This window comes from Pseudomonas sp. SJZ077 (genome assembly GCF_007993905.1).
Lineage (GTDB): Bacteria > Pseudomonadota > Gammaproteobacteria > Pseudomonadales > Pseudomonadaceae > Aquipseudomonas > Aquipseudomonas mandelii.
This window is the reverse complement of the sequence record NZ_VIUJ01000008.1, coordinates 36,698-49,961: the sequence shown is the minus strand read 5'-3', so window position 1 is coordinate 49,961 and position 13,264 is coordinate 36,698. Positions and strand designations below refer to the sequence as shown.

Below are 13,264 nucleotides of genomic sequence, written 5' to 3'. Positions count from 1 at the left end.
GCGCCATGCAATACATTCGTCTGGGCCACTCTGGCCTGCAAGTCTCCCGCCTGTGCCTGGGCACTATGAACATGGGCACCCCGGATTGGAAACCGTGGATCTTCGATGAGAAGAAAAGCGAGCCGATCGTTGCGCACGCGCTGGACAACGGCGTGAATTTCATTGACCTCGCCGACTTCTATTCTGCCGGTGTCGGCGAGGAAGTGGTCGGGCGTATCGTCAAGCGCCTGGCCCGTCGCGAAGACCTGGTGATCACCACCAAAGTCGGTTACGGCACCCGCACCGGGATCAACGCCAGCGGTCATTCGCGCAAGCACATCATGGACAGCATCGATGCCTCGTTAAAGCGTCTGAACATGGATTACGTCGATGTATTCATGCTGCATTACTTCGATGTGAACACCCCGGTCGAAGAAACCATGAGCGCCATGAACGACATCGTGCGTTCCGGCAAGGCCCGCTACATCGGCGTGTCGACCATGCTTACCGGGCAACTTGCAAAGATCCTCATGGCTTGCGAGCGCAATGGTTGGGTCAAGCCGATCAACATGCAGCTGCAGCTCAATTGCGCTTACCGCGAAGAAGAGCGCGAGATGATTCCGTTCTGCCGCGATCAGGGCCTGGGCGTCTCGGTGTTCAGTCCTTTGGCTCGCGGGTTGTTGACCGGTGATGTGCAATCGACCCGCAACCAGACCGACTTCTTTACCCAACAGATGTACAGCGACGAAGCCTCGTTCCAGATCGCGCATTCGGTACAACGTGTGGCCCGTGCTCGTGGTGTATCCAACGCCCAGATCGCGCAGGCCTGGGTCGCCAACCATCCGGGCGTGGATTGCATGCTCGTGGGCGCCGACACCACTGAACAGTTCGACAGTGCCCTGGCGGCGTTGGAGACCAGGCTTGACGCCGAAGAACTGCAGGAACTGGAACGCAACTACACCCCGTGCGACGTGATCAACGATTACACCGCCGGCAAGCGCATCTTGCGTTCGGCCCGTCCAGGTCTGGAACGCTTCAATCTGACCGAGGCTGTGGCATGAGCGCACTGATCCGTAACGGCAATTACATCGACGGCCAGTGGTCCAGCGATGGTCCGACTTACCCGGTTTTCAACCCGGCGAACGGGGAGTTAATCACCGACGTACAAAAAGCCGGAGCAGAGGAAACTTGCCTGGCCATCGACGCCGCCAATCGTGCCTTGCCTGCCTGGCGCAAATTGACCGCCAAGGAGCGCAGCCAGAAGCTCAAGCGCTGGAGCGAGTTGATGTTGAGCAACCAGAAGGACCTGGCCACGTTGCTCAGTCGCGAACAGGGCAAACCGCTGGCTGAAGCCATGGGCGAAGTCGTCTACGCCGCAAGCTTTCTGGAGTGGTTCGCTGAAGAAGCCAAGCGCGCCTATGGCGACGTTATACCGAGCCACAAGGCAGACGCGCGGATCATCGTGGTCAAGGAAGCCATTGGCGTGGTCGCGGCAATCACCCCGTGGAATTTCCCGCTGGCCATGGTCACCCGCAAAGTCGGCCCGGCATTGGCGGCGGGTTGCACGATGATTCTCAAGCCCTCGGAAGAAACGCCTTTGTCGGCGTTTGCCCTGGCCGTATTGGCCGAGCAGGCGGGCATACCGGCCGGTGTGTTTAACGTTGTTTCTGGTGACGCGGTCGCGATTGGCGGGGCACTGCAAGCCTCCGGCATTGTGCGCAAGCTGTCCTTCACCGGCTCCACCCGCACCGGCAAACTGCTGATGCGCCAGGCCGCCGACACCCTGAAAAAAGTCTCTCTGGAACTGGGTGGCAACGCGCCGTTCATTGTCTTCGACGACGCCGACCTGGACGCGGCCGTGAAAGGCGCCATGGCCTCGAAATTTCGCAACACCGGGCAAACCTGCGTCTGCGTGAACCGCTTCTTCATTCAGGACGGCGTGTACGAAGCCTTCACCGGCAAACTCGCCGAAGCCGTGGCGGCCATGCGCGTTGGCAGCGCACTGGATGGTGAAACCGAACAAGGTCCGTTGATCAACGCTGCGGCGCTGGCGAAGGTCGAACTGCATGTCGGCGATGCCTTGGAGAAGGGCGCCCAGCTGTTGTGCGGTGGCCGTCGCCACGCGCTCGGAGGCACATTTTATGAGCCGACCATCCTCGCCGAAGCCAACAGCGACATGCTCATCGCCCAGGACGAGACCTTCGGGCCGGTGGCGGCGTGCTTCCGCTTCAAGGACGAAGCCGAAGTGCTGCAAAAGGCCAACGACACGCCCTACGGCTTGTCGGCTTATTTCTACAGCCGCGATATCGGCCGCGTCTGGCGCATGGCCGAAGGCCTGGAAGCCGGCATGGTCGGAATCAACGAAGGGATCATTTCCACGGAAGTGGCGCCGTTCGGTGGCATCAAGGAATCGGGCCTGGGGCGTGAGGGTTCGAAGTACGGTCTGGATGACTACCTGGAAATCAAATACCTGCTGATGGGTGGCCTTTAAGGTCTCAAACTCCTGTGGGCGCGAGCGGGCTCGCGCCCACACAAGTTAACGGTTTCATTTCTCCGTCAATAACAACAATGGGAGACGCACATGTCCGTTCAACCAACAAAAATCGACGACCTGCCCATCGGGCGCTTTCACCTGAAAATCGCCGGCCTGACCTTCGGCGCGCACTTTACCGATGGCTACATCCTTGGCCTGATCGGTATTGCATTCACATTGCTCAGTCCACAGATGCAGCTTGATGCGTTCTGGCAAGGGTTGATCGGTGCTTCGGCCTTGATCGGGCTGTTTCTCGGTAGTCTGTTTTTCGGCTGGATTTCCGACAAAGTGGGGCGGCAGAAAATCTTCCTGGTCAGCTTCGTGCTGATCACCCTCGCTTCTTTGATGCAGTTCTATGCGGAAACGGCGATGGGGTTATTTCTCTGCCGAGTGTTGATCGGCATCGGGTTGGGCGGTGATTTCAGCGTCGGTCACGCCATGTTGGCCGAGTTTGCACCGAAGAAACATCGCGGTGTGCTGCTGGGATCATTCAGCGTGATCTGGACCTTCGGATACGTCGCTGCGACATTCGTCGGCACCGCCATGCTCAGCCTGGGCGACGATGCCTGGCGCTGGATGCTGGCTTCGTCGGCCATTCCGGCAGCGTTGATCCTAATTGCCCGCATTGGCACGCCAGAGTCGCCGCGCTGGTTGGTGAATCAGGGCCGAATCGCCGAGGCACGAGCGATCGTCAAGAAGCACTTGGGCGACAACATTGAACTCGACGAAACCCGATCCACCGAAACCCGTTCCGGCTACGCCGTGCTGTTCAGCCGTGAATACCGCAAACGCACCGCGTTCAATTGCCTGTTCTTCGTCTGCATCGTGATGCCGTACTTCGCCATTTACACCTTTCTGCCGTCGATTCTGCAGAAAATGGGCCTGGCCGAAGGTTTTGGCACCGAACTGATGCTGAACATGCTGCTGATCCTCGGTGCGCTGATCGGGATCTGGTGCACGATCAAATTCTCCCGCCGGGGGTTCCTGATCAACTCGTTCATTATTCTGGCCGTTGCGTTGTTCGGGTTGGCGGTGTTGCCGAGTAGCGCTGCGTTCTTGATGGTGTTGGTGTTTGGCTTGTTTACCCTGGTGTTGTCCGCGGTCAGCAACCTGGTGGGCGTGTTCCCGGCCGAGAGCTTTCCCACCGAAGTGCGGGCCAGCGGGATTGGCCTGGCGACCGCGGTCAGCCGTTTGGGCTCGGCAGTGAGTACGTTCCTGTTGCCGGTGAGCGTAGCGGGGATTGGCCTGAGCCCGACGATGGGCATTCTGGCGGCGATTCTGGCGCTGGGTGCGTTGCTGTCCTGGGCTTGGGCGCCGGAGACTAAATCGTTGACGCTGAGCCAGGCGTGCAAGGCGCAGAGTCCGGTAGAGGGTGGGGCAACGGTGGCAGTGAAGGCAGTTGCCCCGGTTTAACAGACGGTCAAAGTCCCAATGTGGGAACGAGCAAGCTCGCTCCCACAAGGAACGTCGATGGCCTCAGGGATTACTGACCCGTTCCAGCCACTGCCTGAACAACCGTACTTTCGACAATCCTTGCTTGTCGTTCGCCACATCCAGCCAATACCCATACGGCCCGACCACTTCCACCGGGGTGATCGGCAACAAACTGCCATGGGCCAGTTCCTTCTCGATCATTTGCCGGTCAATCACCGCCAACCCGCCGCCAGCCAATGCCGTGTGAATCACCTGGTCCAAGGTGCTGAATTCCAGCCCCTGAGCGGCATCCACATCGTCCCGTCCCATCGCCGCCAACCAGTTCTCCCAGACCTTCAATCGCTTGCCGTCGTGCAAAATGTGCAGCAATGGAAATTGGCGCAGGTCCGGCGGTTGCCCGTCGCTGAAGAGCTCCGGGCTGGCCACCGCGATGTGCCGTTCCATCACCAGTAACTGACTGCTGCAATGACTGGCGGTGTCGAGGCCGAAGCGGATGTGGCAATCGATGTCCGCGAGGTTGTCGTGGCCGGTCTGATTGGTCACGCTCAGGCTGATGTCCGGATAACGCTGGCAGAATTCGCGCAGATGCGCCGACAACCAGCGTGTCGCCCAGGTGGGTGGGGCAAGAATGCGCAGACGCTGGCGCAGGTTGGGTACACGCACGGCTTGCAAGGCCCGTTCGATATGATCGAAGGCTTCCGTCAGGTGGGGGGAGAGGGCGATGCCGGCTTCGGTCAATGACAAACCCTGGGGCGTGCGGATAAAGAGCGCTACGCCGAGGTAGTCTTCGAGTTGTTTGATTTGGCGGCTGACGGCACCCTGGGTGACGTTCAGCCCCAGCGCGGCCTGGCTGAAGCTGCGATGCCGCGCAACCTCTTCGAAGACGCGCAGCATGTTGAGCGAGGGCAGTTGTCGCATGGGAGATGGCTCCGCACCTGCCTCGGGTGTCACGTCGGGCCGGTTTATTATTTTTGGATTGTTTGAGCGGCCTATCTGACTATCAGGAGGGGGCTGATGCAAGTGTTGTCTGGACGGGCGTCTTCGCGGGCGAGCCCGCACCCACAGGTTCGGTGATCCTTGTGGGCGCGAGCTGGCTGGCGAGGGTGCCCTCAGACGCCCGAAAACGCCTGATCAGAAGTAATAGCCGATGTTCATATACAGCTGGTTTTCCCACTGGTCGCTACCACCCGCCCCCAGGCTCTGGGTGTAGCTGCTGCCTCCGATGTAGGGGTCGTTCTTGCCGTAGATCCACTCCGTCGCGACCCACAGTTTGCTCAGTGAGAACGAAGTTCCGAGGATCACCCGTTGCGAGGTCTTGAAATCGTCGGCGGATTTATCGAAGGCACTGTAGTTGACGTACAGCTTCACGCCGCTGACCTGATCGAACAGGTATTTGCCGGCCACGTCATAACTCACATCTGCCACGTATAGATTGCCGCGACTGGCAACGTTGTAGGTGCCGTCATAACCACCCAGCGTCACCACTTCATCGGTCCCCGGATTGCGCGGTGACATCTGCTGTCGCGCTGCTTGCAGCTGCACGCCCCAGGGGCCGTTCTTGCCCAGGTAATGCACGGCCACTGCGTTGCGGCGCCCGTCATTGTGAGTGTCCTTGTTCTCCAGGGACGAGGTCAGACCGGAGAGCCCGACTTCGGATTTCCATGGCCCCAGGTCCAGTGCCTTGGCGACTCGCAGCACGACGGTGTTGCGTTCCTGGTTATCGCTGCCGTCGGCGACGTAGCTGTCTGCCTCGGACACTACGCTGGAGAATGTCACGCCTTTGCTGGTGCCTTTGCCTTGCCATGCCGGGCGCAAGTAGTAGCCAGCCTGCAGGTTCCAGTCACCGCTTTGCTGAATGTACCTGGCGCCGATCTGTTGCACATCTTCCAGGCCGATAACGTTGCCCAGGGTTTCGTAGAAGGTACTACCGAAGTACGGCTGCAAGCCGAATGGCACGGTGTCCAGCCCCACGTGCACTTGCTGCTCGGGGTTGAACTTGTAGCCGACCCACGCAAGTTTGGCGAATTGGATATCGCCATAGTCTTTAGTGTACTGATAGGGATAGGAGCGCCCGTAGAAACGGTATTGAGCCTCGCCGATCCAGGTGTCGGAGTTGTACTTGGCGCTGAGGAACACGGTGTCCAGGCCGAACTTCTGAATGTCGCGATCCGGGTCGTAATCCCACCGGGCGCGAATGGCGCCGCCCAGGTCGAGGTTGTCAGTGACCTGTACCGCCATGGCAGGGGCGGCAAAGGAGCAGAGCAAAGCAAGGAAAGACGGACTAAGGCGCAGGGAATCAGGGAAATGCATGGGGCCACTCTCGGTTATTTTTATTAGAGATGCCGGCCAGTCTTGCGATGAGCGATGCGTTGAACAAACGATAAAAAATGTGAGAGAACCTTCGCCAAATGCATGTTACTGAGAAAATCCTGTAGGACAATGCGCGGCGGGCATGGGATGCTTTGCGTCTTGTCACCCTAATTGAGTGCCTTTCCATGAAACGCAAAATGCCCGGCCTCAACGCGCTTAAAGCCTTTGAAGTGGCCGGCAGCACGGGCAGCTTCACCCGCGCCGCCGAGCTGTTGAACGTGACCCAGAGCGCTGTCAGCCGCCAGGTGCGTCAGCTGGAGGAACAGCTCGACGAGAGTTTGCTGGAGCGGCGACACCATCACCTCGAACTGACCAGTGCCGGTCGGATCTTGCTGCGGGCGCTGCATCAATCCTTCGACAAAATCGAACTGACGGTGCGCAGCATCCAGCAGAAAACCCATTCCAATCGCCTGCACATCAACGCGCCTCCCACCTTCACCAATCGCTGGCTGATGCCGCGTCTGGGGCGTCTGCGCGAGAAGCATCCGGAACTGGAATTAAGCATCACCACGCGTTTGCAGGACAGCCTGGCCGAGACCAGCACACTGGACTGCGCGATCCGGTTCGGCGATGGCGAATGGGATGGCCTGGACAGTTCGCTGCTGATCCAGGAGCGCCATATCGCGGTGTGTGCTCCGTCCTTGTATGCGCGGGAGTGGAGCGGGCAGGGCATCGACCTCAATCGCCTGACCTTGCTGCATGTACTGGCCCGGGAAGACCAACGCTACCTGACCTGGAAACATTGGCTGGACGCCGCGCGTATCACCGGTGTCGACACCCAGGGCGGGTACGAATTCGACCTGCTGGACCTGGCGATCCGCGCGGCGATCGACGGCCTGGGAATCACCATCGCCGACTGGCACATGGTTGCTTCGGAATTGGCCAGCGGGCAGTTGACCCAGGTACTCAACGTGCATGTCGACGGCCATCAATCCTACTGGCTCGTCACTCGGCCGGAGCAAACACTGATGCCGCAATTACAGGTGTTCAGTCAGTGGCTCCAGGAAGAGATCTGGTTGGCGCACAGGCAGCTCGAGCCGTCGACCGCCGCCAGCTGATTCCCGCAGGGAAACTCACTCGTCTATGGAGTAACCTGCATTTTTAGCATGTTACATCGCTCAATAAATCGTTTGTTCAACGCCATTCAGATGCCAAGACTGCAAGCACTGGATAAAAACAACGATGGGCGATGCACATGCGAATCGAGCGAAATTTTGTTAACGGTCACTTTGTCGAACCTGCCAGCGAGGCGCTGATCGCGGTGTACAACCCGGCGACCGAAGCCTTGGTGGGGCACGTCTCGGCGGCCACGGCCGATGAAGCCACGGCTGCGGTCAACGCGGCCGCCGCCGCGCAGAAATCCTGGGGGAAACTCACCAGCATTGAGCGCGCCGAACACTTGCGTTCGTTGGCCGACGCCCTTGACGCCTGCGCCGAACACATCGGTGAAGCCCTGGCTGCCGAATCCGGCAAGAGTGTCGCCGACGCCAGTAATGAAGCCCGTTATGCCGCACAGATCACCCGTTATCACGCCGAGTGGGCGCGCCGGATCGAAGGCGAGATCATTCCCAGCGACAGCCCGAACGAAAACCTGTTCCTGCACCGTGAACCGATTGGCGTGGTCGCGTGCCTGATTCCGTTCAACTACCCGGTCTACACCTTGCTGCGCAAAATCGCCCCGGCGCTGATTGCCGGCAACACCGTGGTCGTGCGCCCGAGCAACAACACCCCGACCTCGGCATTCGAGATCGCCAAGGCGGTGCAGCAATCCGGCCTGCCGGACGGTGTGGTGAATATCCTGACCATGGATCACGCCACGGCCGCTGTCTTATGCACCCACAAGGTTGTCGGTCTGATCACCCTGACCGGTAGCGTCAACGCCGGGCGCATCGTGCTCGATTACTGCAAGGCCAACATTGCCAAGCCGTCGCTGGAACTGGGCGGCAAGACGCCGGCGATCATTGAGGCCGACGCCGACCTGGAAGCCGCCGCTTCTGCAATCGTCGCCTCCAAGACCACCCACTGTGGCCAGTTATGCACGGCCGTAGAGCGGGTTTACGTACAGGAAAGCGTTTATGACGAATTCCTCGTACTGCTCAAAGCCAAAATGGGCGCGGTGAAATCCGGCAATCGCGCGACCGATGCCAGCTTGATGGGGCCATTGGTCAGCGCCAGTGCGCAGCAGAACATCCACCAGATGGTCGAACGTGCCATCGCCGACGGTGCTGTACTGGAAACAGGCGGTTTTATCCCGCAAGGCAGCGGTCATTTTTATCCGGCGACGCTGCTCAGCGGCTGCCGCCAGGACATGGAAATCGTTCAAGAGGAAATCTTCGGCCCGGTGTTGCCGGTCCTCAAGTACCGCGACATCGACGAAGCGCTGGCCATGGCCAACGACCATCAGTTCGGCCTGTCTTCGGTGCTGTACACCGAGAATTACCGCACCACGATGAAAGTCGCCAACGCCATTGAAGCCGGCGAGTTGTACGTCAATCGCACGCCGGCCGATCCTTACCAGGGCTTCCACGCCGGCTGGAAACGCTCCGGTCTGGGCGGCGATGACGGCAAGCACGGCATGCTCGAATTCACTCAGACCCGTCTTGTGGTCATGAAGTATTGATCCACCTGCAACACGCCTCACGCATCACCTATAAAAACAATTATCAGGGGCGTCCGGACCACCGGGCTGCCCGAGGTCTTCCAGATGTCCAAGCATGCATCCACTGCTGCCGCTGTTCAGGGTTCGAACGCGGGTTCAAAAAGTCACAGCGACAAGGCAAGTCGTTACGTCCAACTGATGCTCCTGGTGCTGGCCGCCGGCGCGATCTATCCCATTCTGTATCTGCGCCAGGTCTACCAGACCACCATGCTCGACGTGTTCCAGATCAACCACAGCGAGCTGGGTTATCTGTATTCGATGCTGGGCACGATCTTTCTCCTCAGTTATTTGCCCAGTGGTTGGCTGGCCGACCGAATCGCACCACGTTTTCTGATTTTCTTCTCGTTGGTCGCCACCGGTGTATTAGGCCTTTGGTATTCCACTGCGCCGTCGATGACAGGCTTGATGATCATTTTCGGATGCTGGGGCCTGACCACCGGCCTGACCTTCTGGGCCTCGGTGCTCAAGCGCGTGAAGATGATCGCTCATCACACTGAACAGGGCCGGTTCTTCGGCATCCTCGATGGCGGTCGCGGGCTGGTCGAAGCCTTGCTGGCAACCATCGCACTCGGGCTGTTTGCCTTCGCCACCGAAACCCGTGGCGAGTCAGCTGCCGAGGGCTTCAAGCACGTGGTTTATCTCTATGCCTTCACCTGTATTGCCATCGGCTGTGTGCTGGTACTGATCAAGGACCCAAAGTCCATGGAAGACACGGCGGCGGTGGAGAAGGGCAAGTACAACCTGCTCAGCGACCTGACCACCCTGGTGAAAATTCCTGAGCTGTGGCTGGTCACTGCCATCGTGTTCTGCGGCTATCACATCTTCTGGGCGACCTACAGCTTCTCCGATTACCTGCAAGGCGGCGGCATGACCGCGGTGATGGCCGGCACCATCACCACCATCAAACTGTGGATGCGGCCTATCGGCGGCATCGGCGGTGGCTGGCTGGGTGACAGGTTCTCGAACATTTCGGTACTGATCGTGGCGCTGTTTCTAGCGACGCTGGCGATGGTCGGTCTGATCGTATTCCCGGCGCTCAACAGCATGGGGCTGCTGGTCGGCACTGTGATCTTCATCGGCTTGATGACCTACGCCATTCGTGGTCTGTACTGGGCGATTCTCGACACCTGCAACGTTCCGCTGCGTATCACCGGCCTGGCCATTGGCATTGTCTCGGTGGTCGGGTACTTGCCCGACGCCTTCATTCCCTTGATCAACGGCTACCTCACCGAGCATTACCCCGGCGCCTTTGGTTACAAGCTGTATTTCGGCTACATCGCTTTCGTCGGCCTGCTCGGGACCCTGGCGGCCCTGACCTTGCGCGCTCGTATTAACCGTAAATCTTCAATCAAGACAGGTGCCTGAGATGAAAATCGTCGCCCTTGAAACTCATATCGTTGCCGTACCACCACCGCACGTCGGCGGCATGTACTGGTTGTTCGTCAAGCTCAAGACTGATTGCGGCATCGAAGGCGTCGGTGAAATCTACGCCGCGACCTTCGGCCCCAAAGCCATGCTGCCGATCATCGAAGACGTGTTCGAACGCTACCTGCTCAACCACGACCCGCATCACATCGAACGCTTTTTCCGCCAGGCGTACTCGAGTGGTTTCACCCAGCGACCGGACCTGACCATGATGGGCGTGGTCAGCGGCCTGGAGATGGCGTGCTGGGACATCATCGGTAAAGCCGCCAACAAGCCGGTGTACGAATTGCTCGGCGGCAAGGTCAACGAACGCCTGCGTTCCTACACCTACTTGTACCCGGTCAACAGCCAAGGTGAGTACGACTACGACGACCCGGACCTGGCCGCCGAGTGCGCCATCGAGAACATGAACAAAGGCTTCACCGCCGTGAAGTTTGACCCCGCCGGGCCCTACACCGCGTACTCCGGGCACCAGATTTCCCTGGAAGTGCTGGAACGCTGCGAAACCTTCTGCCGCAAGATCCGCGAAGCGGTGGGCGACAAGTGCGACCTGCTGTTTGGCACCCACGGACAAATGGTGCCGTCCTCGGCGATTCGCCTGGCCAAACGTCTGGAAAAATACGATCCGCTGTGGTTCGAAGAACCGGTGCCGCCAGGTCAGGAAGCCGCCATGGCACAAGTCGCGGCCAAGACCAGCATCCCGATTGCCACTGGCGAACGCCTGACCACCAAGTACGAATTCTTCAAGCTGCTGCAGGCCGGGGGCGCCTCGATCCTGCAGATGAACGTCGCCCGTTGCGGCGGTCTGCTGGAAGCGAAAAAAATCGCCAGCATGGCCGAGGCTTATTACGCCCAAATCGCTCCACACCTCTACAACGGACCGATCGGTGCCGCCGCCAGTTTCCAGTTGGCGACCTGTACGCCGAATTTCCTGATTCAGGAAAGCATCATGACCTGGGGCGGTTTCCACGCCGAGGTCTTGACCAAGCCGCTGCAATGGGAGGACGGCTACATCATTCCGTCCACCGAACCAGGCCTGGGCGTGGAGTTGAACATGGACGTGGTGCGCAAGCATTCGCCCTACACCGGTGAGCGCCTGCACCTGCAAATGGCGCCGATGCCGGCTGACGTCAAAGACATATCGCCAGCCCGCGGCTGACGGGATTTGCCGCCCATGACGGGCGGCTTTTTGTAAAACGACTTACGCGGTAACCGTGCATGACTTACGACTACATCATCGCTGGCGCTGGCGCCGCAGGCTGCATCCTCGCCAATCGGCTCTCGGCTTCGGGCAAACACTCGGTACTGTTGCTGGAGGCCGGCGGCAAGGACAGTTCCCTGTGGTTCAAGATCCCGGTTGGCTTCGCCAAAATGTATTACAACCCGACCTTCAACTGGATGTACTACAGCCAGCCGCAAAAACAGCTGAACAACCGTGAAATCTATGCGCCTCGCGGAAAAGTCCAGGGCGGCTCGGGCTCGATCAACGCGATGATCTATGTCCGTGGCCAGGCCCATGACTTCGACGACTGGGCGGCCAACGGCAATGAAGGCTGGAGCTTCAAGGACGTGCTGCCGTACTTCCGTAAACTGGAAAACCATCCGCTGGGCGACACGGAGTATCACGGCGGCAGCGGTCCGATCAGCATTACGCCGATGAAGGGCCAGACTCATCCCATTTGCGATGTGTTCCTCAAAGGTTGCGACGAACTCGGCTACCCGCACAGCGATGATTTCAACGGGCCGAGGTTCGAAGGCTCGGGGATCTACGACGTCAATACCCGCAACGGCCAGCGTTGCTCCAGCAGTTTTGCGCACCTGCATCCGGCATTGAGTCGACCGAACTTGACGGTCGAGCATTATGCGTTGGTCGATCGAGTGCTGTTCGATAACGCCCGTGCGACAGGGATTTCCATTAGCCAGCATGGCGTGGTGCGGACCTTTACCGCGAACAAGGAAGTCATCCTCTGTGCCGGCGCCGTGGACACTCCGAAGATTCTGCAATTGTCCGGTGTTGCCGATCAGGCGCTGCTGGCCAGGCACAACATTCCGTTGATCAAGCACTTGCCAGCGGTAGGACAAAACCTGCAAGACCACCTGTGCGCCAGTTATTACTACAAAGCCAATATCCCAACGCTCAATGATCAACTGAGTTCGTTGTTCGGCCAGTTCAAGCTGGGTTTGAAATACCTGTTCACCCGTAAGGGCGCATTGGCAATGAGCGTCAATCAGGCGGGTGGGTTCTTTCGTGGCAATGAACAGCAGGCCAACCCGAACTTGCAGCTGTACTTCAACCCGCTTTCGTACCAGATTCCGAAAAACAACAAAGCCAGCCTCAAGCCCGAACCCTACTCCGGCTTCCTGTTGTGCTTTAACCCCTGCCGTCCGACCAGTCGGGGCCACATCGAGATTGCTTCAAAAAATCCTCGGGACGCGGCGCTGATCGATCCGAATTACCTGAGCACGCAAAAGGACATCGATGAAGTGATTCAGGGCAGCCGCTTGATGCGCAAAATCATGCAGGCCCCCGCACTCAAAGGCATCACGGTCGAGGAAGTATTGCCGGGGCCCGCCATCGAAAGTGACGAACAGATGCTGCAGTATTTTCGAGAAAACAGCGGTTCGATTTATCACCTGTGCGGCTCCTGTGCGATGGGCACGGACGAGCAGCGGTCGGTGGTCGACAAACGCCTTAAAGTTCATGGATTAGACAACTTGCGCATTGTCGATGCGTCCATTTTTCCTAACGTGACGTCCGGCAATACCCATGCGGCCGTGTTGATGGTGGCAGAGAAGGGGGCCGATCTGATTCTGCAGGACGCCTGATTTATCGCCTCGGTGTATCAAAAATGAATTTCCTGCAG

The 13,264-nt window shown here is 59.0% G+C and carries 10 protein-coding genes; 8 read left to right on the top strand and 2 right to left on the bottom strand.

The window, feature by feature from the left end:
• Window positions 1-5 precede the first annotated feature (5 nt).
• From FBY01_RS14040 to FBY01_RS14030, 3 genes are all read left to right on the top strand, one after another.
• Window positions 6-1,040 carry an aldo/keto reductase gene (locus tag FBY01_RS14040; protein WP_083376475.1) on the top strand — a complete coding sequence of 345 codons (1,035 nt, stop codon included), beginning with the start codon at window positions 6-8 and terminating at the stop codon, window positions 1,038-1,040.
• Entirely contained in the window at window positions 1,037-2,470 is a 1,434-nt protein-coding gene (locus FBY01_RS14035; protein WP_010455316.1) for an NAD-dependent succinate-semialdehyde dehydrogenase, read from the top strand. The genes FBY01_RS14040 and FBY01_RS14035 overlap by 4 nt, the downstream gene beginning before the upstream one ends.
• Window positions 2,471-2,560: 90 nt before the next feature.
• Window positions 2,561-3,925, top strand: coding sequence for an MFS transporter (locus FBY01_RS14030; RefSeq protein ID WP_010455313.1), 1,365 nt, complete (start codon window positions 2,561-2,563; stop codon window positions 3,923-3,925).
• Window positions 3,926-3,988: 63 nt separating this feature from the next.
• Here the strand turns inward: FBY01_RS14030 and FBY01_RS14025 are convergent, their stop codons facing one another.
• Window positions 3,989-4,864, bottom strand: coding sequence for a LysR substrate-binding domain-containing protein (locus FBY01_RS14025; RefSeq protein ID WP_010455311.1), 876 nt, complete (start codon window positions 4,862-4,864; stop codon window positions 3,989-3,991).
• A gap of 213 nt (window positions 4,865-5,077) precedes the next feature.
• Entirely contained in the window at window positions 5,078-6,256 is a 1,179-nt protein-coding gene (locus FBY01_RS14020; protein WP_010455309.1) for a hypothetical protein, read from the bottom strand.
• Between the two features lie 185 nt (window positions 6,257-6,441).
• Here FBY01_RS14020 and FBY01_RS14015 point away from each other — a divergent pair, with 185 nt between their 5' ends.
• From FBY01_RS14015 to FBY01_RS13995, 5 genes are all read left to right on the top strand, one after another.
• Complete coding sequence (locus FBY01_RS14015) at window positions 6,442-7,374, top strand: LysR substrate-binding domain-containing protein (RefSeq protein WP_010455308.1); 933 nt, start codon at window positions 6,442-6,444, stop codon at window positions 7,372-7,374.
• Window positions 7,375-7,511: 137 nt separating this feature from the next.
• On the top strand, window positions 7,512-8,936 hold the full coding sequence (gene aldA, locus FBY01_RS14010; RefSeq protein ID WP_010455306.1) for an aldehyde dehydrogenase: 1,425 nt from the start codon (window positions 7,512-7,514) through the stop codon (window positions 8,934-8,936).
• Between the two features lie 84 nt (window positions 8,937-9,020).
• Entirely contained in the window at window positions 9,021-10,340 is a 1,320-nt protein-coding gene (locus tag FBY01_RS14005) for a nitrate/nitrite transporter (RefSeq protein ID WP_010455304.1), read from the top strand.
• Window position 10,341: 1 nt separating this feature from the next.
• Window positions 10,342-11,559 (top strand): mandelate racemase/muconate lactonizing enzyme family protein, encoded by a 1,218-nt coding sequence (locus FBY01_RS14000; protein ID WP_083376477.1) that lies wholly within the window; start codon window positions 10,342-10,344, stop codon window positions 11,557-11,559.
• 59 nt (window positions 11,560-11,618) lie between these two features.
• Entirely contained in the window at window positions 11,619-13,226 is a 1,608-nt protein-coding gene (locus FBY01_RS13995; RefSeq protein WP_010455299.1) for a GMC family oxidoreductase, read from the top strand.
• The last annotated feature ends 38 nt before the right edge of the window (window positions 13,227-13,264 follow it).

Excerpts from the sequence above, each read along its gene's own strand:
- FBY01_RS14025 (WP_010455311.1), bottom strand. The coding sequence starts at position 4,864 with ATGCGACAACTGCCCTCGCTCAACATGCTGCGCGTCTTCGAAGAGGTT.
- FBY01_RS14020 (WP_010455309.1), bottom strand. The coding sequence starts at position 6,256 with ATGCATTTCCCTGATTCCCTGCGCCTTAGTCCGTCTTTCCTTGCTTTG.
- FBY01_RS14040 (WP_083376475.1), top strand. The coding sequence starts at position 6 with ATGCAATACATTCGTCTGGGCCACTCTGGCCTGCAAGTCTCCCGCCTG.
- aldA (WP_010455306.1), top strand. The coding sequence starts at position 7,512 with ATGCGAATCGAGCGAAATTTTGTTAACGGTCACTTTGTCGAACCTGCC.
- FBY01_RS14015 (WP_010455308.1), top strand. The coding sequence starts at position 6,442 with ATGAAACGCAAAATGCCCGGCCTCAACGCGCTTAAAGCCTTTGAAGTG.
- FBY01_RS13995 (WP_010455299.1), top strand. The coding sequence starts at position 11,619 with ATGACTTACGACTACATCATCGCTGGCGCTGGCGCCGCAGGCTGCATC.
- FBY01_RS14005 (WP_010455304.1), top strand. The coding sequence starts at position 9,021 with ATGTCCAAGCATGCATCCACTGCTGCCGCTGTTCAGGGTTCGAACGCG.
- FBY01_RS14030 (WP_010455313.1), top strand. The coding sequence starts at position 2,561 with ATGTCCGTTCAACCAACAAAAATCGACGACCTGCCCATCGGGCGCTTT.
- FBY01_RS14035 (WP_010455316.1), top strand. The coding sequence starts at position 1,037 with ATGAGCGCACTGATCCGTAACGGCAATTACATCGACGGCCAGTGGTCC.
- FBY01_RS14000 (WP_083376477.1), top strand. The coding sequence starts at position 10,342 with ATGAAAATCGTCGCCCTTGAAACTCATATCGTTGCCGTACCACCACCG.